Here is a 22,847-nt window from a genome sequence, read left to right as displayed (position 1 = left end):
CCTCTTGCAACCCGGCACGGATATGTCCGGAGGAGGGGTCATGCAGCAACCTTATAAGTTTGTGATAGAAATTTGCACAACAAATCTCTATGCATTGATAATAAGATGAAGTAATATCATGTTACGCTTTTATTTCAAAAAATCACACATAAATTACTTTCATGTATCATCGCATGAAATAATAGTTGCCGATCTACAACTACGCGAACATCAATAAATATCGACCATTATTACCTGATGACAGAACGTTCTCCTTGGGAGCACACCCCCCGATCTGGTTCCGGCTTACGGCAAACCGTGCGCCGGAAACTGCAAAGGGAGTACCGAATGACATCCGAAATGAAGCGCCTGCTGCTGGCTTCCACCCTGCTGATGGGTCTGCCCGCCACGGCTCATGCGCAGGACGGCGCGACCGCGAATGCAGCCGAGTCCGACGGCGGCGCCATCGTCGTGACCGGCTCGCGCCTGTCCAATCCGAACCTCGAACAGGCCGCCCCGATCATGGCCGTTTCCGCCAAGGAAATCGCGCTGACCGGCCAGGTCAACGTCGAGAACATCCTCAAGGACCTGCCGCAGGTGCTGCCGGGTTCGACCGCCGCGTCGAACAATCCGGGCGGCGGCGTCGCCACCGCCGACTTGCGCGGCCTCGGTGCGGAACGCACGCTGGTTCTGGTCAACGGCCACCGCTACGTGTCCTATGACACCAACCAGATCGTCGACCTCAACACGATCCCGACCGCGCTGATCGAGCGCGTCGACGTAGTGACCGGCGGCAAGTCCGCCGTCTACGGTTCGGACGCCGTAACCGGCGTGGTGAACTTCATCACCAAGCAGGACTTCGACGGCGTCCAGGCCAACGCCAACTACCGCCTGACCGGCGCAGGTGACGGCGCGCAGTACAACGGCGGCCTTCTGGTCGGCAAGAACTTCGCCGACGGGCGCGGCAACATCACGATCTACGGCGATTACATGCGCCGCAAGTCGATCCTCCAGTCCGCGCGCAGCTATACTTCGGTGGCCCAGACCGACGACGGCGAAGGCGGCCTGATGGGCGGCGGCTCCAGCTCGATCCCGGCGGGCCGCATCGCGCTCGGCGGCAACAACTACAAGTTCGGGCAGGTCGGCAGCACTTCGGCCTATACTTCGGCCGACGCCTACAACTACGCCTCCGAGAACTATCTTCAGGTTCCGCAGAAGCGCCAGCTGCTCTCGGCACAGGCCCACTTCGACGTCAGCGATCACCTGACCCTCTACGGCGAAGGCCAGTACATCCACAACCGCGTGAAGAACCAGCTGGCCCCGACACCGCTGACCGGCACGTTCTCGCTCGACACCGATTCCTCGTTCCTGTCCTCGGCGACGCAGTCGTTGCTGAGCGGCTACGACACCGATGGCGACGGTTACACTTCGGCATCGGTCTATCGCCGTCTTTCGGAAGTGGGCGACCGCATCTCGAACCTCGACAGCAAGGCCTATCGCGGGCTGATCGGCGCACGCGGCCAGATCACCGGCGACTGGAACTACGACGCCTACTTCAGCTATTCGCGCACCAAGCAGGTCGAGCGCCAGTACGGCAACGTCTCGGCCAGCCGGGTCCAGCAGGCGCTGCTAACCGGCTACGATTCCAGCGGCAACCTCGTCTGCTCGGACACCAGCAACGGCTGCGTCCCGCTGAACATCTTCGGCGCCGGTAACATCAGCCAGGAAGCAGCGGACTTCATCTCGATCGACACGGTCAACCGCTCGACCATCACCGAAAAAGTCGTCAGCGGCGCGATCACCAACAACAACCTGTTCGATCTGGGCGCTGGTCCGGCCGGCCTTGCGTTCGGCGGCGAGTACCGCAGCGAGCACGGCAGCTTCAACCCGGACGCGGCGCTCGCCTCGGGTGACGTGATCGGCTTCAACGGCTCAGAACCGATCGCAGGCGGCTACAACGTCAAGGAACTCTTCGCCGAGTTCAACGTGCCCCTGATCGCCGACAAGCCCTTCATCGAGCGGCTCGAATTCAACGGCGCGGCGCGCTATTCGTACTATTCGACGGCGGCCAAGTCGGTCGGCACTTTCTCGGCGGGCCTCGTCTGGGCGCCGATCAAGGACGTCAGCCTGCGCGGCCAGTTCTCGCGCGCGGTGCGTGCGCCCACGGTCAACAACCTCTACAGCGGCAACGCCCAGAACTTCGAGCCCGCGACCGACCCCTGCGCCACTTCGACCGCGCTGACGAATGCCAATCTCAATGCCAGCTGCGCCGCTTCGGGCATCCCGGCGAACCTGATCGGCACCAGTTACAATGGCGGCGATTCGCAAATCGAGAGCTACAACGGCGGCAACACGTCCCTGCGCGAGGAAACGGCGAATACCTGGACCGTCGGCACGATGATCCAGCCCCGCTTCATTCCGGGCCTGTCGCTCACCGTCGATTACTACCACATCAAGATCGACAACTACATCACCGCCGCCGGCACCTCGAACATCCTCTCGGCCTGCTACGGCACCGCCGCCAACGGGTGGACGCCTTACAACACCGGCTACTGCTCGCTGCTGCCGCGTGACGGCAACAGCTACACGATCACCGGCGCGATCGACAACCTGTCCAACTCGGGCGGCATGAAGACCGACGGCATCGACTTCGACATGCAGTACGCGATCCCGCTGGCCTTCGGCGAGCACGGATCGAGCAAGCTGACCTTGCGCGCCAGCGGCACCCGCCTGATGAACTTCACGTTCAAGCCGATCGCCGCCCTCTCCGATCTGACCGTCGATTGCGCCGGCAAGTTCGGCCTGCTCTGCGGCAATGTCTATGCCAAGTGGCGCCTCAACGGCCGCGTGAGCTGGTCGACCGAGGGCAAGACGCTCTCGCTTGCCTGGCGCCACCTCTCGCCGGTCAAGGATGACGATGCCTCGACGACCTACAGCGTCGAAAAGATCAAGGCCTACGACTACTTCGATCTCACCGCGCAGATCGACGTGGCCAAGCGCTTCACCTGGAACATCGGCATGAACAACATGTTCAACCGCAAGCCGCCGATCCTCGGCGACAACCAGGAACAGGCCAACACCTACCCGACCACGTACGACGTTTACGGCCGTACGTTCTTCACCGGCATTACGGTGGATTTCTAAGCGCCAACAAAAAAGGGAGCCGGCGCGAACCGGCTCCCCCTTCGGTTCGAAACGGCCCCGGCGACCTTGCGTCGCCGGGGCCGTTCTCGTTACCAGCCCTGCTTCTCGCCCTTGTTCTGCTCGTCGAGCCACTTCTTGAGCGGCGCGAAATAGTCGAGCATCGGCTTGGCGCTCATCTGCGGGGTACCGGTGAAGGCCTTGAGCGCCTCCGGCCAGGGCTTCGACATGCCCATCTCCAGCATCTTGTTCAGGTTCGCGCCGACCTTCTTGTCGCCGTAGAAGCTGCAACGGTGCAGCGGTCCCTTCCAGCCCGCCTGCTTGCAGGCCGCCTGATAGAACTGGAACTGGAGGATGCGGGCGAGGAAGTAGCGCGTGTAAGGCGTATTGCCCGGAACGTGGAACTTCGCCCCGGCATCGAAGCCGTCGTCACCGCGCGCGGCGGGCGGCGTGATGCCCTGATAGTCGAGGCGCATCTTCGTCCAGGCCTTGTTGTAGTCGGCGGGCTGGATCGAGCCGTCGAAGATACCCCAGCGATAGCGGTCGATCAGCAGGCCGAACGGCAGGAACGCCACCTTGTCCATCGCCTGACGCAGCAGCAGGCCGATGTCCTTGTCCGCGCTCGGCACCTTCGCCTTGTCGAGCAGGCCGATCTGCACGAGATACTGCGGGGTGATCGACAGCGCGATGAAGTCGCCGATCGCCTCGTGGAAACCGTCGTTGGCGCCGTTGAGGTAAAGGAACGGCTGCTTGTTATAGGCGCGCTGGTAGTAGTTGTGGCCCAGTTCGTGATGGATCGTCACGAAATCGTTGGAATCGACCTTGGTGCACATCTTGATGCGAATGTCGTCCTTGTTGTCGACGTCCCAGGCCGAGGCATGGCAGATCACCTCGCGGTCGGCGGGCTTCACGATCATCGAGCGCTTCCAGAACGTCTCCGGCAGCGGCGCGAAACCGAGCGACGAGTAGAAGCCCTCACCCGCCTTCACCATGTCGATCGGCGTGCGGCCATGCGCCTTCAGCAGATCGCCGATATCGTAGCCGAGATCGCCCGCGCCCTTCGGCGCGACCAGCGGATAGATCGTGCCCCACTCCTGCGCCCACATGTTGCCGAGCAGGTCGGCGCGGATCGGGCCATTCTTGGGCTGCACGGCATCGCCGTACTTCTCGTTCAGCTTGTGACGGACATAGGTGTGAAGCGCGAGGTAGAGCGGCTTCACTTCCTCCCAAAGGCGCTGGGTCTCGGCCGAGAACTGCTCGGGCGTCATGTCGTAGCCCGAACGCCACATGGCGCCGACGTCGGCATAGCCGAGTTCCTTGGCACCCTGGTTGGCGATGCCGACCATCTTCACATAGTCGGCCTTCATCGGCTTGCCGACGTTGTCGTGCCAGGTCGTCCACATCTCGGCGAACTCAGCGGGCGTGTGGGTCAGGTTGCCCATCTCCGACTCGATGTCCGAGCCGTTGATTTCCTTGCCGTCCAGCGTGCCGCGGCCCTTGCCGTAAGTGGAGGCAAGACGCGTGCTGATCTCGCTGAGCTGCGCCGCCGCACCCGGCGTAGTCGGCGCAGGCAGGACGATGCTCTGGCGCAGGATGCCGAGCTTGCGCGAAACGTCGGGGTCAAGCCCCGGCAGCTTCGCAAACTTCGCCGCCTCAACCGCATAATCGACCTGCTTCTCGGTCAGCAACCCGTTGGACTGCGCCGCCAGCGCATCGGTGTCGTCGGTGAGATAAGTGTAGTTCACCCAGTTGATGCGGGCATTGTCGACCGAGAAATCGAACAGGTCCTTCTCGGCGGCGGCCACGAACTGCGCGGCGCCTTGCGCGGTCTCCGGATAGGACGGCGCGTCCGCGGCAAAGGCCGGAGCCGCCACACCGAACGAAAGCCCGGCCGCGAGCGCGGCAAGCGCGGTGGATGCGAATTTCATGGGGTTGTCCTCATTTGTCTCTCTGATGGCGCGGGAGACTAGTCGCCCGCTGCGTCAGATCAACTGTTGAGGGAGGAGAAGAAGGAATAAGCAGGGGAGCAAAGCCCCCCTGCACCCCCATTACTGTCGAGGTCAGGTGCCACTTATCCGTTGTGCGCCCCTGGTCGCGTAGAGGGAGACTTAATGGCTGCGCCGCAAGAAGCGCACAACGGATAGGCAGCACGCGACGCTGACATTCCGAGGGTCCGGGGGATCATCCCCCGGAATCTTCCCTCATTCTTCAATCGAGCAGAAACTCGGCCATAGCCCTGCCCATATCCTTGAACGTCACCGAGGACATGTGATTACCCGCCGTCTCGACATAGTGCCCCTGCGGCAGCGCCTCGGCCAGTTCCGGCGCGGAGCCGTTGTCGTGATCTTCCGCTCCGCATACGCAGAGCGTGGGCATGGATATCTGCCCGATAGCATCCGCCGAAGTATCGTCCACCGAGCCCAGCAGCAGCCGCGCGGCCACGCGATCGATCTTCATCGACTTCATGAAGGCCTGCGCAACGAATGCCTTGTCGCCGCGTTCGATCGTGCCGAAGCGGTCGATGGCATCCACGAAGTGAGCGCTGCGCCGTGCCCAGCCGGAGAGGCCGGTAAGGCCCATGCCGCCGAGGATCAGCTTGCGCGGCGCGAGGCCCGCGAGCACGCCGCGCACCGAAGTCCGTGCGCCGAGCGAGAAGCCGCCAAGGTCATAATCGGTCAGGCCGAGCGCGGCGATCACCAGCTTGAGGTCCTCGACCAGCACGTCGGCGGGATAGGCCTCGGGGTCGTGCGGCGCGCCGCTTTGGCCGTGGGCACGCAGGTCGGGCATGAACACTTCGAACCCGGCATCGGCGAGGATCTTCGCATTGCCGTACTTGATCCAGTTCACGTCGGCGCTGGAGAACAGGCCGTGGAGCAGAAGCAGCGGCCGCGCGCCGGTATCGCCCATGACGTGCACTGCCAGATCGGTGCCCGCGTAACCTTCGATGACTTCCTTGCGCAGATCGCTCACTTAGGGAACCTCCAGTCCTGCCGCCTTCCAGCGCGAGGCGACGCTTTCGGTCGTCGCGCTGTAATGTCTGGGCAAGTCCTTGGTATCGAGCCACGCGGGATGCAAGCTCTCAGCACCGGAATGCGCGACGGGGCGGAAGAATTCCGGCGTGTCGAAGCTGCCGAGCGTCAGGTCCATGTTGCCGCTGCTCTCGATGAAGTCGAACCCGAGCGGGGTGCCGCAATGCGAGCAGAACGGTCGGTGCGCGATGGCCGAGCTTTGGTACCAGTCCGGCTCGTGCGTCCATTGGACACCGGCCTTCGATACCTGCACGAAAGCGGCCGCGAAGCCGCCTGTCGCCTTCTGGCAATAGCGGCAGTGGCAGAGATAGGCCTCGTCGTTCTCGACCTTGGCCTCGTAGCGAATGCGGCCGCACTGGCAGCCGCCGGTCAGGGTTTGGCTCATGCGCGGAGAGTAACCCGGAACGCCCTGTGCGCGCCATTGCTGCCGCGAACGAAGCCGTGATAAAGCGCCCCATGGAAACGACAGAAGAAAACACGAGCGCCGAAAACCCGGCGCTGAGCCGGCCGCAACGACGCCTGCTGAAACGAATCTACAACAGCCGAACCGTTCCCATCATTGCCGATGACCAGCCGTTCCTGACGTACAAGGAAGCTTCGGGCTATCTCCTGTCTCTGACGGATGACGCGCGCGAGGCCGCATATGCGCAGATGAAGGCATTCGCGGCGGATGAGGGCAGATAGACTCGCTGAACCGCACAAGAAAAGGCCTGCGAAGCGAACGCTCCGCAGGCCTTTTTCTATCGGTTCGGACCGAAACCCGCCGCGTCAGCCCTTCTTGAGGTGACGGCGGCCGAGCAGTTCGGCGATCTGCACCGCGTTGAGCGCGGCGCCCTTGCGCAGGTTGTCCGAGACGCACCACAGGGCCAGGCCGTTCTCCACGGTCGGGTCCTCGCGAACGCGGCTCACGTAGGTCGCGCTGTCGCCCACGCTTTCGATCGGGGTGACGTATCCGCCGTCCTCACGCTTGTCGACGAGCATGATGCCCGGCGCCTCGCGCAGGATGTCCTGTGCTTCCTCGGCCGAAATCTCGTTCTCGAACTCGATGTTCAGCGATTCCGAGTGGCCGACGAAGACCGGCACGCGCACGCAGGTGGCCTGCAGCTTGATCTTGGGATCGAGGATCTTCTTGGTCTCGACCACCATCTTCCACTCTTCCTTGGTGGAACCGTCGTCGAGGAAGACGTCGATGTGCGGGATCACGTTGAAGGCGATCTGCTTGGTGAACTTCCTGGGTTCGACCGGATCGCCCACGAAGATCGCGCGGCTCTGCTCGAACAGCTCGTCGAGACCCGGCTTACCGGCGCCGGAAACCGACTGGTAGGTCGAGACGACAACGCGCTTGATCTTCGCCTTGTCGTGCAGCGGCTTCAGCGCCACCACCATCTGCGCGGTCGAGCAGTTGGGGTTGGCGATGATGTTGCGCGCCTTGTAACCGTCGATCGCTTCCGGGTTCACTTCCGGCACGATCAGCGGCACGTCGGGGTCCATGCGGTAGAGCGACGAGTTGTCGATCACCACGCAGCCCGCGGCAGCGGCCTTCGGCGCGTAAATCTTGGTCGGCTCGGAACCTGCGGCGAACAACGCAATATCCCAGCCGGTGAAATCGAAATGCTCGATGTTCTTTACTTTGAGCATTTTGCCGGTTTCGCCGAATTCAATCTCGGTCCCGGTCGAACGCGACGAAGCCAGCGCTGCGATTTCGTCGCAGGGGAATTCGCGTTCGGCGAGGATGTTGAGCATTTCGCGGCCGACATTTCCGGTCGCGCCGACGACGGCAACCCGGTAACCCATTTAAAGATCCTTCTAGCAAAATCCTGCGGCAAGGCGCGCGGCAGGAAGGGGGCCGTTACAGCGTACGCCTGCTTGTGACAAGCGCTCTACGCAAAAGACTTTCTTTCCGACCGCCAATATCGACCGAAAATTGCCGTCAGGGCGCCCTTTCCAGAAACGGAAAGAGCGTCCTGCGACATATTCAGTGCGCGGTGGCGGAAGGCGACGGCGTCTGCGACGGCGCCGCCGCCAGTTCGTCCGCCTCAGTCCACTCGATCGCTTCGAGCGGCTCGGTGAGGGCTTTGGCCAGCACTTCGTCGACATGCGAAACGGGAATGATATCAAGGCCCTGTTTCACGTTCTCGGGAATCTCCGCGAGATCCTTGCGGTTCTCTTCGGGGATCAGCACGGTGGTGATGCCGCCGCGCAGAGCTGCCAGCAGCTTCTCCTTTAGACCGCCAATCGGCAGCACCCGGCCGCGCAGGGTGACTTCGCCGGTCATGGCGACGTCCTTGCGCACCGGCACGCCGCTCAGGGTCGAGACGATCGACGTGACCATGCCGATACCCGCCGAAGGGCCATCCTTGGGCACCGCGCCCTCAGGCAGGTGGATGTGGATGTCCTTCTTCTGGATCGTCGACGGCTTGATACCGTAAGCGGGCGAGCGCGCCTTCACGAAGCTGAAGGCGGCCTGGATCGACTCGCTCATCACGTCGCCAAGCTTGCCGGTCGCCTTGATCTGGCCCTTGCCGGGCACGGTCACGCTTTCGATGGTCAGCAGTTCGCCGCCCACTTCGGTCCAGGCGAGGCCGGTGACGGCGCCCACCTGATGCTCTTCCTCGCCCACGCCGTGGCGGAACTTGCGCACGCCCGCGAACTCGGAGAGGTTTTCCGGCGTGATCGTGACCTCGGTGGCCTTGCCTTCGAGGATCTGGCGCAGCGACTTGCGCGCCAGCTTGGCGATCTCGCGCTCCAGCGTACGCACGCCCGCCTCGCGGGTGTAATAGCGGATCAGGTCGCGCAGGCCCTCCTGGGTCAGGGTGAATTCACCCTTCTTCAGCCCATGCGCCTCGACCTGCTTGCGCACGAGGTGCCGCTCGGCGATCTCGACCTTCTCGTCCTCGGTGTACCCTTCGAGGCGAATGATCTCCATGCGGTCGAGCAGCGGCTGCGGCAGGTTCAGGCTGTTCGCGGTGCAGACGAACATCACGTCCGACAGATCGATGTCCAGTTCCAGATAGTGATCCTGGAACTTGGCGTTCTGTTCCGGATCGAGCACTTCCAGCAGCGCCGAGGCAGGATCGCCGCGGAAGTCCTGGCCCAACTTGTCGATCTCGTCGAGCAGGAACAGCGGGTTCGACTTGCCGGCCTTCTTCAGGTTGGTGACGATCTTGCCCGGCAGCGAGCCGATATACGTACGGCGGTGGCCGCGAATCTCGGCTTCGTCGCGCACGCCGCCCAGCGACTGGCGGATGAACTCGCGGCCCGTCGCCTTGGCGATCGACTTGCCCAGCGAGGTCTTGCCGACGCCCGGCGGGCCGACGAGGCACAGGATCGGCCCCTTCAGCTTGTTGGTGCGCGCCTGCACGGCCAGATATTCGACGATGCGGTCCTTGACCTTGTCGAGCGCGTAGTGATCGGCATCGAGGATTTCCTGCGCCGAGGAAATGTCGCGCTTGAGCTTGCTCTTCTTGCCCCAGGGCAGGCCCAGCAGCACGTCGAGATAATTGCGGATGACGGTCGCCTCGGCACTCATCGGCTGCATCGACTTGAGCTTCTTCAGCTCGGCCGTGGCCTTTTCGCGGGCTTCCTTCGACAGGCGCGTTGCTTCGATGCGCTCCTGAAGCTCCTGAAGCTCGTTCGCTTCCTCGCCGTCGCCGCCGCCGAGTTCCGACTGGATCGCCTTGAGCTGCTCGTTGAGGTAATATTCGCGCTGGGTCTTTTCCATCTGGCGCTTCACGCGGCCACGGATCTTGCGCTCGACCTGCAGGACGCCGAGTTCGCCTTCCATGAAGGAATAGACCATTTCCAGGCGCTTGAGCGGGTCGGCTTCCGAAAGCACGGCCTGCTTGTCGCCCACTTTGGCGGAAAGCTGCGCGGCGATGGTGTCGGCCAGCTTGGCCGCATCCTCGATCTCGCCGAGCTGGTCGCCCGCGTCCTGCGAGAGCTTCTTGTTGAGCTTGGCATATTCGCCGAACTGCTCGACCACCGAACGCATCATCGCCTCGGTCTCGGTGCCGTCCGCCTCGACCGGCTCGACGCGCTCGACCTGGGCCACCAGCATTTCGCCCTCGGCGGACTGCTCGGTACGCAGGGTCTCCAGCTTCGCCCGTTCCTGCCCTTCGACCAGCACGCGCACGGTGCCGTCCGGCAGCTTCAGCAGCTGGAGGACACTGGCGATGACGCCGGTGTCGTAAAGGTCGTCGCGGTCGGGATCGTCGCAGCCGGGATCGAGCTGCGCGAGCAGGAAGATGTCCTTTTCACCCGCCATCGCCGCTTCGAGCGCGGCCACCGATTTCTCGCGTCCAACGAAAAGCGGCACGACCATGCCGGGAAACACGACGATGTCGCGCAGGGGAAGCAGTGGAAGCAGGTTCAAGGTCATTTCCATTTCAACACACACGCGGGGCGGCTGAGAGCCCCCCGGCCTTCGCGGGAACGATATGGGGTCTCTCCCGCGCCGCGCAATGGCGCCGCCGCCGAAAGACTGTGGAAGTGATAGTCGCACCACTTCCCCCTTTCCCCTAGATCGCAACTCCGGAAAATACCGGAGGTTTGATCCAATATAGCGCAATTTCCCGGAACTTCCGCCAGTCCTGACGGAAATTACCCCATGGAAATCGCGATTCCAGGCGGTCCGGAACGAGAGAGACCGCAGGATCAGAACGGCATCTTGAAGCCCGGCGGCAGGCCCATGCCCTGCTGGGCCTTGGCCAGTTCCTCGCCGGCGACCGAGTCCGCCTTGACGCGCGCGTCGTTGTAGGCGGCCGCGACCAGATCTTCGAGAATCTGCTTTTCTCCGGGCTGGAGCAGGCTGTCGTCGATCGCTACGCCGATCACGCGGCCCTTGGCCGAGCAACGGATCTTCACCAGACCGCCGCCCGAAAGTCCTTCGACTTCCATGGCATCGAGCTTGGCCTGCGCCTCGTTCATCTGCTTCTGGATGGTCTCGGCCGCCTGCTGTGCGGCCTGGAGCATCTCTTCCATCGACTTCATCTCAACGTCTCCAGTTGCGTCCGCCGCCGCCGACGGCAAGCGGACGATCATCTTCGATAACTTCGGCCTGCGGGAAAGCCGCCTTGGTTGCCAGCACCAGCGGGTGCTGGTTCACGGCATCGCTTTCCTCGGCCTTCTTCGCTTCGGCCTGCTCGACCAGCGTGGGCAGAGCCGTGGATTGGCCCTGCTCCTCGACCTTGTAGATTTCCCAGCGCTCGCCCGTCGCCTTGGTCAGGCAGGCGCGCAGGATGGCCGTGATATCCTCGCTGAAACCGGGTGGCTGCGAGTAGCGCAGCAGACTGCCCCCCAATTCGACGACGCGGACCTGCATGCGCATGGTGTTCGCGGTCGAAAGCTCGCCCATGTGCTCGACGTCCTCGACCAGCTCTTCCCAGCGACGCGTAACCATGGCGGCGGTGATCGCGGGCGAAGTCGCGGCAGCCGGAGCGCCGCTTTCGCCGCCGTTTTGCGGGCCGCCTGCCGGAGCGGGCGCCGGAGCGCGGGCGGCAAGCTCTTCCAGCTTCTTCACCAGCGATCCGGGGTCCGGCATATCCGAGGCGTGCATGATCCGCAGCAGCGCCATCTGCACCGCCACCAGCGGATCGGGCGCGGACTTCACTTCCTCGTGCCCCTTGAGCAGCAGCTGCCAGATGCGATGGACCTGTCCGGCCTTGAGCGCCTTGGCCCAGCCCTCGATCGCCTCGCGCTCTTCCGCCGAATGGGCATCGTGGGCGCCGCCCGCGACTTGCGCCACGGCGATGCGGTGCACCAGCGTCATCAGCCCGCGCATGATCGCGATCGGCTCGACACCCAGCGCGAACTGCCGCGCCACGAGTTCGAGCAGTTCCCCGCCCTTGCCGTCGAGAATGGCGGTGATGAGACTGCGCTGCACGCTCTTGTCGGAAAGACCGAGCATGTCACGCACCTTCTCGGCACGGACCTGGCCTTCTCCATCAAGATCGGCATGGGCGATCGCCTGATCGAGGATCGACAGGCCGTCGCGCACCGACCCTTCGGCAGCAGCGGCGACCATGGCGAGCGCCTCGTCCTCGGCCTCGACGCCTTCGAGACCGCAGACCTTGGCAAAATGCTCCGCGAGCATCGGCGCGGGAATGCGGCGCAAGTCGAAGCGCTGGCAGCGCGACAGCACCGTGACCGGCAGCTTGTCCACTTCGGTGGTCGCGAAGAGGAACTTCACATGGGCCGGCGGCTCCTCGAGTGTCTTCAGCAAGGCATTGAAAGCATTGCGCGACAACATGTGGACTTCGTCGATGATGTAGATCTTGTAGCGCGCCGAGACGGCGGCATAGCGCACCGCCTCGATGATCTCGCGCACGTCGTCGACGCCGGTATGCGAGGCGGCGTCCATCTCGATCACGTCGATATGGCGGCCTTCGGCAATCGCCTGGCACGGCTCGCAGACGCCGCAAGGGTCGATCGTCGGACCGCCCTGCCCGTCCGGACCGATGCAATTGAGCGCCTTGGCGATCAGGCGCGCGGTCGAGGTCTTGCCGACCCCGCGCACGCCGGTCATCAGGAAGGCATGGGCCAGCCGGTCGCGCTTGATGGCGTTGGCCAGCGTCTGCACCATCGCTTCCTGACCGATCAGTTCGGCGAAAGTCTGCGGACGGTATTTGCGCGCGAGCACGCGATAGGGCTGCGCAGGGGCGCTGACGGGAGCCGCCGAAGAAGGCGCGGCGGCAGCGGGCTTTGGTTCAGGAGCGGGCTTCGCTTCGACCGGAACCGATTCGACCTGCGCAGCGACAGGTTCGGCAGCGGGTTCAGGCGAGGCAGGCGGCTCGGGTTCGCCGAACATCGACGCCTGACCGGCCTCTTCCAGTTCGGCCTGGGTGGGAGCGGCCTCTTCCTCCTCCTTGTCATCCCAAGGGGGGGTATCGCCGAACATGTCGCGTGAATCGTCCATCGCCTGTCAAACTAGGGACTGGAGGCCGGAATGTCAGGGGAAAAGCAATTTGCTCCACAGCGCAGATCATTGGGCAAGATCGACAGGACAGGGCCAAAAACCGGCCTTCCGGCGGGTCCGGCATCAATTTGTCATGATGTGGGCTGAAGGAGCCGGGCGACCCGCCGCTATCCGTTGTGGCTGCTTCCTTCCGGACCTGACCAGGTTGGCGAACGCAAACGTCCACCCGACTCCCGAGCGGGCCTATGGCGGCGCGCGTCCGGTTTGTCCAGCCTGCCTGCCAGACTTTTTAACACCGCGAAGTTTTCGGCAGCCCAAACGGCAGCGGCCCGCCCTTCCCTTGCGGGAAGGCGGGCCGATTGCTCAGAAACCTGCGCCTCGGCGCTGGCGGGGTAAGGGGGGCGAATCAGCGGAAGTTGTCGGCGTAGGCCTGGATCTTCAGGCGGCGCGGCGGTGTGGCATGCACTTCGGCCTCGATGCCGTAGCGCGCGGCATAGGCCTTGGCTTCGTCCACATCGGGGAACTTCAGCACGACCTGCTGCCGGGTATCACCCGAACCGGCCCAACCCATCAGGGGATCGGGCTTCTTCGCTTCGGCGGGAACGAATTCGAGGACCCACTGGTCCAGCAGTGCCTTGCCGGACTGCATGGCGTTCTTCGGGCGCTGATAGATGCGTGCACTCATGGCTGAGCGCTTTGCCTCCGAATCAGGGAGAGAATCAAGCGCAAATCACTTGTTCCTCGAAGCTTCGAACGCATTGCGAGTCTTCAGGCTGGGATCTTCGGTCCAGGGCTGGTCCGGCCAGCGGTGCCGGGGATAGCGGCCTTTCATGTCGCGCTGCACGTCGCGCCACGATCCGCGCCAGAATCCGGGCAGGTCGCGGGTGGTCTGGATCGGCCGCCCGGCGGGAGATGTCAGCTTCAGCAGGAGCGGCTGCGCGGGCTGCCCGAAGGTCGGATGACGGTCCAGCCCGAAGAGTGCCTGCACCCGGACCTCGACGCTGGGACCGCCCTCGTCCTCATAGTCGATGGCATGCGTGCTGCCTGCCGGACTGCGGAATTCCGGCGGCGCGAGCTTTTCGAGGCTTTGCTGGTCGTCCCAGTTCAGGCGATTGCGCAAGGCTTCGGCCAAGCCGCCCTTGTCGATCGCGTCGAGCCTCCGCCCCAGCAGCGGACCGAGCCAGTCGTCCAGATCCTCCACCAGCGCCGCTTCGGACAGCGCCGCGATCCCCGCATAGCGCGCGCGGCGCAGCAGCGAGAGACTGCCCTTCCCGAACGGCACGAGGTCGAGGCCCTTGTCCCGCACGCGCTCCAGCAGGAAGGCGGAGATCGCCGCCGGATCTGGCGCGGGATCGGGACCGCTCGCCAGCGTGATCGCCCCGAGCCGCCGTTCCAGCCGCGCCTCGACGCGCCCTTCCGCCTCGTTCCAGCGCAGGACCGAGCGACGCTCGATTCGCGCGCCGAGGCCCTGTTCGACCTCCGACATTTCCAGCGAAGCGCCCGAAAGGATACGCGCGCCCTTGGCCTGCCCCTGCGCATCGCCGATCACCAGCCACTCGCGCGCCGCCAGCGGCGAGGCGGGATCGAGCACATAGCCCCGGCCCCCGGCAGAGAGCCAATGTTCGCCGCTCGCATCACGGCGGCGCGCCACCATGTCGGGCCGTCCAAGCGCCAGAAGCACGCCTGCGGGAGTTTCGTCGCCATCATCCTCACCGGAAATCAGCGAACGCGCCCGCCGTGCCCAGCCCGCCGCCAGCTTGCGCGAGGCTTCCGCGCGCGGCGAGCGGTCGCCGTCCCAGCGCGAGAGCCGCTGCGCCAGATCCTCGCTGCGCCCTCCCAGCCCGCGCTCCTGTAGCAATAGGGCGAGCTTTGCGGCGGTTCCGGCGGCGCCGCGCTCGGCGGCATGGAGGATCATCGCCGCCTGCGCCGGGTCCATCGGCAGGCTCGCAACCTTGCGACCGAACGCGGTGATCCGCCCGTCCCCGTCCAGCGCGCCGAGCGCCTCGAGCTGGCGCCGCGCCGCGTCGAGCGCGGGCACCGGCGGCGGGTCGATCCAGGCCATCGCCGCCGGATCGCCCGCGCCCCATTGCGCCAGCGATAGCGTCAGCGGCGCAAGGTCGCTGGTCAGCATTTCGGGCGGATCGAATTCGGGGCGCCCCGGATGCGCCGCCTCTTCCCAGAGACGATAGGCCGTACCCGGCCCCTGACGCGCAGCGCGACCGGCCCGCTGCGCGGCGGAAGCCCGGCTCGCCCGGTGTGTCGCCAGGCGGGTGACACCCGCCGCCTTGTCGAACTCGGCGCGGCGGGAGAGGCCGCTGTCCACCACCACCGAGACACCCTCCAGCGTCAGCGAGGTTTCCGCGATCGCGGTTGAAAGCACGATCCGGCGACGCCCTTGCGGATCGCGGCGAATCGCCGCGCGCTGCGCAGCGGGTTCGCATTGCCCGTGCAGCGGCAGGACCAGCGCCCCCGGCAGCTTTTCGGCGAGTCGCTCGGCCACGCGGTCGATCTCGCGCACACCGGGCAGGAAGGCGAGGATGTCGCCGTCCTGCTCGCGCCAGGCGGTCAGCACGGCGGAGGCCATGGCATCCTCGATCCGCTGGTCAGGCGATCCGCCGAGCCAGCGAATTGCCAGCGGCCAGGCCTTGCCCTCGCTTTCGATGACCGGAACCGCGCCGCCCAGCAGACGCGCAAAACGCGCGCCGTCTATCGTGGCGGACATGACGACGATGCGCAGGTCCTCGCGCAGGACCTGGCTCGATTCGATCGCCAGCGCGAGGCCGAGGTCGCTGTCGAGATGGCGCTCGTGCGCCTCGTCGAACAGCACCGCGGAGACGCCGGAAAGCTCCGGATCGGAGACGATCGTCGAGACGAAGATCGCCTCGGTCATGACCACGACTCGCGTGCGCGCCGATCGCTTCACGTCGAGGCGGGTGACGTAACCGATCGTCTCGCCGGCCTTTTCGCCCAGCTGTTCGGCCATGCGTTCGGCAGCGGCGCGCGCGGCGACACGGCGGGGGGACAGCAGGATCACCGTGCCGGTGCACCAGGGTTCGGCCAGCAGGGCCGGGGCCAGCGCCGTGGTCTTGCCCGCCCCCGGCGGCGCGATCAGCACGGCGTGAGGGCCGTCACGCAATGCGGACAAGACTTCGGGCAATACGGTGTGGATGGGAAGCTCGCTCACGCCCGCCTCCTTAGGGCCGGTGGCGTCAACGGGAAAGACTTCGTCCCGATATCAACCGAACCCGAAACGGATGAGATAAAGCGAGACGTCTACGCTTCATCAAGGAATTGTACTTAAGCAAAACTCTCAGGAGTTCACGTTTTGCCCGATGCCAGTTCAATCCAGAGCAAGATGCATCGCGCCGGGCACTTTCCGCTGCCCGTCGCGCAGTACTTGCGCCTGCGCGAACGAATCCCGCCGCTCTACGGGCTTTTGTCGATCAACGCGGCCATTCTCGCCTATACGCATCGCGCGCTGGCACCGGGTTATCTGACGCTCACGATCCCCGCGATCCTCATCGCCTGCTGCCTGATTCGCATGCTGGTCTGGTTGCGTCCGGTTTCCCAGCGCGACCTGGAGGCCGATGTCGCGCGCCGGCGCATGAAGCAGGCGATCTGGCTCTCGCTGCTCTTCGCCATGACTTTCGCCGTCTGGTCGCTCTGCCTCGACCGTTACGGCGGGCCCTACGAACATGGTCACGTCGCCGTCTTCGTATCCGTCACCGTGCTCGGCTGCGTGTTCTGCCTGACCTTCCTGCCCACGGCGGCGCTGCTGATCTGCGTCACGGCGCTGGGCATGTTCCTCGTCTATTGCATGACGACGGGGTCGGAAACGCTCACCGCCGTGGCGATCAATATCGCCCTCGTCGCCGCCGTGATCCTCAAGATCCTGCGTGACACCTACGATTCCTTCGTCGAGCTGGAAATGGCCCAGCGCGAGCTTCGCGTCGAACGCAGGCAGGCGCAGGCGCTCGGCGACGAGAACGCCCGCCTGGCCCAGACCGACGCGCTCACGGGCCTGCCGAACCGGCGCTACTTCTTCGCGGCGCTCGAACGGCTGCTGGAAAGTGCGCAGGATCAGGTCTTCTGCGTCGGGCTGATCGATCTCGACCGCTTCAAGCCGGTCAACGACACCTATGGCCATGCCCAGGGCGACCGCCTGCTTCAGGTGATCGGCACGCGCCTGATCGCGCAATGCGACCCGAGCGTGACGATCGCCCGGCTCGGCGGCGACGAATTCGGGTTCATCGTGCCCGGCGGCCCCGACGAAGCGGAAGCCATCGCCCAGAAATTCTGCACGGCCATCCGTATGCCCGCACGCCTCGGCGAAGTGACGGTAGCGGTGGGCGGATCGGCGGGGATCTCGATCTACCCGGAAAGCGCCCGCAACGCCCATTCGCTCTACGACCGGGCCGACTTCGCGCTCTATCACGCCAAGAACCACCGTCGCGGACAATGCGTGCGCTTCTCGGACCAGCTGGAAACCCTGATCCGCTCCGAGCAGGCGCTCGACTCGGCCCTGCAGAGCGCCGATCTCGCACGGGAACTTTCCGTCGCCTATCAACCGATCATCGCCACCGAGAGCAATCAGCCGGTCGGCTTCGAGTGCCTCGCCCGCTGGACTTCGCCGACGCTCGGCGCGGTGCCGCCGGAGCAGATGATCGCCGCCGCCGAGCGCGTAGGCCGCGCCCGCGAAGTGACCGCGACACTATTCGACCGCGCGCTGGGCACTCTGGCCTTGCTGCCGCACCCGATCTCGATCTCGTTCAATCTTTCCGGGCACGACATTTCCGATGCGGAAACGATCGCCACCCTGCTCGACCATATCGAACGCAGCGGCTGCGACGCGCGGCGCCTGCTGTTCGAAATCACCGAAACGACACTGATCGCCGAGTTCGAGACCGCCCGCGCCGTGCTCGAACGCCTGCGCGCGACCGGCGCCCGCATCGCGCTCGACGACTTCGGCACCGGCTATTCCAGCCTCTCGTCGCTGCACCAGTTGCCGCTCGACATGGTCAAGATCGACCGCAGCTTCGCCCCCCGCCTCGACGAGACCGTGGGCCGCCGCCTGATCTCGGCGATCCGCAACCTCGCGCGCGCGCTTTCGCTGGAATGCGTGATCGAGGGGATCGAGACCGAAGACCAGTTGCTCAGCGCCCGCATCGCCGGGTTCTCGCTGGCACAGGGCTTCCACATCGCCCGGCCCATGACGCTGGAAGACATGCTCAGCCGGGTCGAAACCTCGTCCAAGGCCTGGCAATTCGCCTGAAGTTTCGAAGAGGCCGAGGCTCGGCCTTCAGATATCGCCCTTGGTGCCGTAATCGATACGAATGCGCACCCAGGTTCCGAGTTGCTGCTTGCCGTTGATGCGCGGCGGGAGCACCTCGAACTGCCAGGCGGCGTTGAGCACCGCGCGACCGAAGCCGGACCCCCGCGGCGATTCGCCGAGGATCTGGCAATTCTCGACCTTGTAGTGCTCGATGGTCTGGCAGGCGATCATGCCCCAGCCGCTGCGTGGGCGGTTTTCGGGCAGATAGCCGCCAAGCTGTGCGTCGGTCGGGCGGCGGAACCAGTCGGCATTGTAGAGCGTGGCGCCGCCCGGACCTTCGCCGGGACCGTAAGTCCCGCCGGAGCCACCGCTGGGCGCGGCGGAGCCCTGGGCCGGCTCCGGTCCCTTCATCTTGCCGATATCGGCGGCGGCGAATTCCTGCCGCGACAGCTTGAGGAAAGTGAAGGCCGGCTTTTCCTCCACCGGCTTCACGACCGGCGGAGTCGGCGGCACCTTTTCCTGGACGACCTTGGCCTGGCTGGTCTTTTCAGTCTTCTTTTCTTCGCGCTGCTTGGGCTTTTCCGGCTTCTCGCCGCCCTTGTCGCGGTCGTGGTCGACGACATCGAAGGTCGTCAGAGACGTCGTCTTCTCAACCAGTTGGGGAACGAGGCCGGTCTGGTAGATAGCCAGAAGCAGCGCAATGAGGATCAACCCCCCAGAGAGGATCGAAGAAACGAAGCGTTGGCGCGGCGAACCGGGCTGATAGCCCGATGTCACCATCTCGGATTCGGCGGGCATGGCGGCGCCTGAATAGGGCGCTTCCCATGCCACTGCAATTGCAGGGATGTTGCAGGATCATTGCACGGCGGAGTCCCGTGCCAAAAAACCGCCGGACTGTGCCGTAAAGCGCGGAAACTCAGCCGCTCAGGCCGAGGAAGCGAAGCGGTGCACGCTCTACGAAATCGCCGTTCACCTCGCCGGAGAAGGTGTGATCCTGATTAGGTCCAAGGTCGAGCCATTTCACCTTGCCCGTCTCCTTCGAGAAATCGATCTTCTTGAGGTTCACCCAGAAGGTGTTCGGCGTCAGCGCCGATTCGAAGAAGTAGAGCCCGCGCTTGTGATCGAACACCGTGCGCCAGCGGGTGGAGGAGATATTCGGCTGCTCGGGCGTGTTGATGCCGTAGGGGACCGAGGCATTGCGGATCACGCTGAAGACCGAGGCGAGCGCCTTGTTCGGGTCCTCGTCCTTGGGAATGGCGTTGATGTAGAAAGATGCCCGCGCGAAGCGGTCCGCCGCGCGGTTCGTGCCGGGCAGCATCACCGTGCCGCCGATGCCCTTCCAGTAGGAATTGAGCGCGAGTTGCTCGTCGTACATGGGCGAGTTGGTCATGACCTGGTGTTCGCGGCCGTGGTGGATCACCAGCTTGCCCTCGATATACTCGAAAATGGCGCTGTCTCCGCTGGCGTCGGACAGCGAGAGATGCACCGTGGTCAAGCGGTTCTCGCCCGGCACGTTGTCGGTGACGATAGTGAACGGCTCCTTCTCCAGCGCCGCCACGGCCTCCGCCACGGTCGCGAAATTGTCGAGGGCATATTGCGCCCAGGCCGCGATGGTCAGGCCGGGTTTGCCCTTGCCGTCGAAATGCGGATACTCCGATTCGACCAGCCAGAGCATGTTGGCGTTGAGGCCCTTCTCGTTCACCCCGTCGGTGCTCGATACGTCATAGCCGCTGACCACGAGGCTGCCGTACTTGGCCGTCCACCTGATCGAGTTCGGTCCCGCCTCCCCGCTCCGGGCAATGCCGCGCGGCAGTATCCACAAGTTGGAGACGATGTCGCTTTTCCAGTCCATCGAGCGGGCGGTGATGACATTGCCGTTCGGGCCGAGATAGACCGCGCGCGTGCAGGCATCGGCGGAAGTGCCTGCGGCCAGCAGTCCCGGTGCCGCCAGCAGGCCCAGCGCCCGCCCGAGTTTCGTCATCACTGGCATGGTCATTCTCCTCTTCGCGGGAAAGAAGCGCGGTCAAAGCAGCATGGAAAGGCCAAGCACAGGGCCGCGCGGCCGCATGTCCCAGACGAACCTGCCGCGCCCGGTGAAATCGTCCTGGCTGTAATCCTCGTAGATGACACGATAGCCGCCGCGCAGGATCATCCGCTGCCCCAGCAGATGCGTGCGATAGCCCAGCATGGCGAGCGCATTGATGCTGACGTCGGAACCGGCGCCGAAGCCGCCAACATTTGCCTGTTCGGGCGAGGAAAAAACTTCCTCCGCCATGGCTTGGGAAAGAGGACTGACCCGGAGAATGCACTCGACATTGACGACCTCCTTATTCAGGAATTCGTTTCATCGAAGCCTATAGCTCATTACCCATGCCATCAACCGAATAGATTTCATCATATTCGGCAATTACAGCAGTAATTAATCGAAATCAGGTCGGAATTCTCATGATTACTACCCCGTAAACCAACGGGCCAGGCGAGGCCTGATCCACGTCAGCAATATCCGTCAACTCGTCCATGCGCTTGCTCGAAAAGCAGGATTGACGAAGGCAAGAGAAGATCGCGCCCTTGCGCGATCTTCTCTTTCTTGTCTGCGCCATAAGAAAACGCCGGGCAGAACCTGCCCGGCGTTCGATCCGTAAAGAGGTAGCGCGAAATCGGCTCAGTAGCGACGCGCGATCGCGAACTCGACCGCCTCGCACATGGCGTCGCGTGCGGCGCCCGCCGGGAAGATCGAGATCGCGTCGATGGCACGCTGGCCGTAGAGCCGCGCCCGCTCGCGCGTGGCCTCGACGCAGCCGTGGCGGTTGATCAGTTCGACCGCGTGGGCAAGGTCTTCGTCCTCGGTGCGGAAACCGGCGATGGCTTCCTCCCAGAACTTGCGCTCCTCGGCAGTGCCGCGCGCATAGGCGAGGATCACCGGCAGGGTCATCTTGCCCTCGCGGAAATCGTCACCCTTGTCCTTGCCCGATTCGGCGGCTTCGGAATCGTAGTCGATCGCATCGTCCACCAGCTGGAAAGCGATGCCGAGGTTGCGGCCATAAGCGTCGAGCGCCAGCTCCTCCGCCTCGGTCTTTTCCGCGACCACGGCCGAGATGCGGGTGGCGGCGGCGAAGAGTGCGGCGGTCTTCGAACCGATGATCTGGAGGTAGTGCTCCTCGCTCGTCTCGATCCGGCGCTGGGCGGTGAGCTGGTCGACCTCGCCCTCGGCGATGATCGAGCTGGCTTTCGAGAAGATCTTGAGGACCTTGAGGCTGCCGTCCTCGACCATCAGTTCGAACGCGCGGGTGAACAGGAAATCGCCCACCAGCACCGTCGCCGGATTGCCGAACACGATGTTCGCGGCGGCCTTGCCGCGGCGCATGTCGGAACCGTCGACGACATCGTCGTGCAGGAGCGTGGCCGTGTGAAGGAACTCCACGGCGGCGGCCAGCCGGTGGTGGCGCGTGCCCTGATAGCCGCAAAGCTCGGCCGCGGCGACCATCAGCATCGGGCGCATGCGCTTGCCGCCGCCCGCGATCAGGTGCCCGGCCAGGGCCGGAATGAGGGGAATCTCGCTCTGCATCCGGTCAAGGATGACGGCGTTGACGCTGTTCATGCCGGCAGCGGTAACCGCCAGCATGGGAGCGAGGGTTGGCTGCGACCCGCGTGCGCGCAGGGGGAGAACGTCGGCACTCATCGCCCCGCGCATTGCGCGTTCGGCGCCCGTAACGCAAGAGCGAATGCCATGTCTGGAGCAAACACGCCGACTGGAACGGGCGGCGAACCCGTGCTAGCGGACCTCGCGATGACCCAGGAAACTCCCGCAGCCGACCCCGTTCTCGCCAGCTTCCGTGCGAGCATCGACAATATCGACGCCGCTCTCATCCACATGCTGGCGGAACGCTTCCGGATCACCCAGGCCGTCGGCGCCTACAAGGCCGAGAAGGACCTTCCCGCCTCCGATCCCGGGCGCGAAGAGCGCCAGATCGTGCGCCTGCGCAAGCTGGCGGAAGACGCGAACCTCGATCCCGACTTCGGCGAAAAGTTCATCCGCTTCATCATCGACGAAGTGATCCGCCATCACGAGCGGGCGAAGAACGAGGCGTAATTCCCGCCGCTGTCGTCATTGCGAGCCTAGCGAAGCAAAGACGAAACTTCGGGCGATTACCCCAGCCCTTCGGGCGATAGCCCCAGCCTTCGCCTTCACGCGAGGGCCAGGGCCACGCCGGAAACGAGCTTACTCTTCGACCAGATCCTGAAGCTTCGACATCAGGGTCTGGATGCGGGTTGCCGCTTCGGTGAAGGTGGTCACGTCCTCGCGGTTGTTGTTGCCGCGTGCTTCCTTGGCCGCCTCGACATAGCCTTCGAGATCGGCTTCCAGCGCATCGACGATGATTTCGATCTCGTCGGACGACAGCGAAAGGTTGATGGAATCGGTCATGAGAGTGTCCTTGATCTGGTAAACCGCGCCAATGGGGACGAATGACCGGAGCCGCAACCACCTCCGCGCCGCTTCCCCCAAGAATTGGTT

General features: G+C 64.4%; 18 protein-coding genes and 1 other RNA gene. 4 read left to right on the top strand and 15 right to left on the bottom strand.

Features of this window, described 5'->3' with window-relative positions:
- Positions 1–327: 327 nt before the first annotated feature.
- A complete protein-coding gene (locus AC4D6D_RS07950; protein WP_491324859.1) occupies positions 328–3,123 on the top strand; it encodes a TonB-dependent receptor in 2,796 nt (931 codons plus the stop codon).
- Positions 3,124–3,212: 89 nt separating this feature from the next.
- On the opposite strand, the gene AC4D6D_RS07945 is transcribed toward AC4D6D_RS07950, so the two are convergent.
- From AC4D6D_RS07945 to AC4D6D_RS07935, 3 genes are all read right to left on the bottom strand, one after another.
- Complete coding sequence (locus AC4D6D_RS07945; protein ID WP_491324858.1) at positions 3,213–5,048, bottom strand: M2 family metallopeptidase; 1,836 nt, start codon at positions 5,046–5,048, stop codon at positions 3,213–3,215.
- 280 nt (positions 5,049–5,328) lie between these two features.
- Entirely contained in the window at positions 5,329–6,090 is a 762-nt protein-coding gene (locus AC4D6D_RS07940; RefSeq protein WP_491324857.1) for an alpha/beta fold hydrolase, read from the bottom strand.
- A complete protein-coding gene (locus AC4D6D_RS07935) occupies positions 6,091–6,534 on the bottom strand; it encodes a GFA family protein (protein WP_491324856.1) in 444 nt (147 codons plus the stop codon).
- A gap of 71 nt (positions 6,535–6,605) precedes the next feature.
- Here AC4D6D_RS07935 and AC4D6D_RS07930 point away from each other — a divergent pair, with 71 nt between their 5' ends.
- A complete protein-coding gene (locus AC4D6D_RS07930; protein WP_147219827.1) occupies positions 6,606–6,833 on the top strand; it encodes a hypothetical protein in 228 nt (75 codons plus the stop codon).
- A gap of 84 nt (positions 6,834–6,917) precedes the next feature.
- On the opposite strand, the gene AC4D6D_RS07925 is transcribed toward AC4D6D_RS07930, so the two are convergent.
- The 7 genes from AC4D6D_RS07925 to hrpB all read right to left on the bottom strand — a co-directional run bounded on the left by AC4D6D_RS07925 (position 6,918) and on the right by hrpB (position 16,246).
- Positions 6,918–7,943 (bottom strand): aspartate-semialdehyde dehydrogenase, encoded by a 1,026-nt coding sequence (locus tag AC4D6D_RS07925; RefSeq protein WP_147219789.1) that lies wholly within the window; start codon positions 7,941–7,943, stop codon positions 6,918–6,920.
- A gap of 181 nt (positions 7,944–8,124) precedes the next feature.
- Complete coding sequence (gene lon, locus AC4D6D_RS07920) at positions 8,125–10,527, bottom strand: endopeptidase La (protein WP_491327177.1); 2,403 nt, start codon at positions 10,525–10,527, stop codon at positions 8,125–8,127.
- Positions 10,528–10,802: 275 nt separating this feature from the next.
- Positions 10,803–11,138 (bottom strand): YbaB/EbfC family nucleoid-associated protein, encoded by a 336-nt coding sequence (locus AC4D6D_RS07915; RefSeq protein WP_147219791.1) that lies wholly within the window; start codon positions 11,136–11,138, stop codon positions 10,803–10,805.
- 1 nt (position 11,139) lies between these two features.
- Positions 11,140–13,062 (bottom strand): DNA polymerase III subunit gamma/tau, encoded by a 1,923-nt coding sequence (locus tag AC4D6D_RS07910; protein ID WP_491327176.1) that lies wholly within the window; start codon positions 13,060–13,062, stop codon positions 11,140–11,142.
- A gap of 142 nt (positions 13,063–13,204) precedes the next feature.
- Positions 13,205–13,299, bottom strand: an RNA gene (ffs, locus tag AC4D6D_RS07905) — signal recognition particle sRNA small type.
- 169 nt (positions 13,300–13,468) lie between these two features.
- Positions 13,469–13,747, bottom strand: a complete 279-nt coding sequence (locus AC4D6D_RS07900; RefSeq protein WP_147219793.1) for an ETC complex I subunit — start codon at positions 13,745–13,747, stop codon at positions 13,469–13,471.
- A 45-nt stretch (positions 13,748–13,792) separates the two neighbouring features.
- A complete protein-coding gene (hrpB, locus tag AC4D6D_RS07895) occupies positions 13,793–16,246 on the bottom strand; it encodes an ATP-dependent helicase HrpB (RefSeq protein WP_491327175.1) in 2,454 nt (817 codons plus the stop codon).
- A 171-nt stretch (positions 16,247–16,417) separates the two neighbouring features.
- On the opposite strand from hrpB, the gene AC4D6D_RS07890 reads away from it, so the two are divergent.
- Positions 16,418–18,334 carry a putative bifunctional diguanylate cyclase/phosphodiesterase gene (locus AC4D6D_RS07890; RefSeq protein WP_491327174.1) on the top strand — a complete coding sequence of 639 codons (1,917 nt, stop codon included), beginning with the start codon at positions 16,418–16,420 and terminating at the stop codon, positions 18,332–18,334.
- A 27-nt stretch (positions 18,335–18,361) separates the two neighbouring features.
- On the opposite strand, the gene AC4D6D_RS07885 is transcribed toward AC4D6D_RS07890, so the two are convergent.
- From AC4D6D_RS07885 to AC4D6D_RS07870, 4 genes are all read right to left on the bottom strand, one after another.
- A complete protein-coding gene (locus AC4D6D_RS07885; RefSeq protein WP_491327173.1) occupies positions 18,362–19,132 on the bottom strand; it encodes an energy transducer TonB in 771 nt (256 codons plus the stop codon).
- A 118-nt stretch (positions 19,133–19,250) separates the two neighbouring features.
- On the bottom strand, positions 19,251–20,324 hold the full coding sequence (locus tag AC4D6D_RS07880) for a linear amide C-N hydrolase (RefSeq protein WP_491327172.1): 1,074 nt from the start codon (positions 20,322–20,324) through the stop codon (positions 19,251–19,253).
- Between the two features lie 33 nt (positions 20,325–20,357).
- Positions 20,358–20,609, bottom strand: coding sequence for a hypothetical protein (locus tag AC4D6D_RS07875; RefSeq protein ID WP_491327171.1), 252 nt, complete (start codon positions 20,607–20,609; stop codon positions 20,358–20,360).
- A gap of 387 nt (positions 20,610–20,996) precedes the next feature.
- Positions 20,997–22,013, bottom strand: coding sequence for a polyprenyl synthetase family protein (locus tag AC4D6D_RS07870; protein WP_147219797.1), 1,017 nt, complete (start codon positions 22,011–22,013; stop codon positions 20,997–20,999).
- 108 nt (positions 22,014–22,121) lie between these two features.
- Here AC4D6D_RS07870 and AC4D6D_RS07865 point away from each other — a divergent pair, with 108 nt between their 5' ends.
- A complete protein-coding gene (locus tag AC4D6D_RS07865; protein ID WP_147219830.1) occupies positions 22,122–22,424 on the top strand; it encodes a chorismate mutase in 303 nt (100 codons plus the stop codon).
- Positions 22,425–22,553: 129 nt separating this feature from the next.
- Here the strand turns inward: AC4D6D_RS07865 and AC4D6D_RS07860 are convergent, their stop codons facing one another.
- Entirely contained in the window at positions 22,554–22,757 is a 204-nt protein-coding gene (locus AC4D6D_RS07860) for a hypothetical protein (RefSeq protein ID WP_491327170.1), read from the bottom strand.
- Positions 22,758–22,847: the final 90 nt, after the last annotated feature.

Source organism: Novosphingobium sp. BF6 (assembly GCF_058273105.1).
Note: the sequence above shows the minus strand (reverse complement) of the source record. Positions and strands in the feature narration are given on the sequence as shown.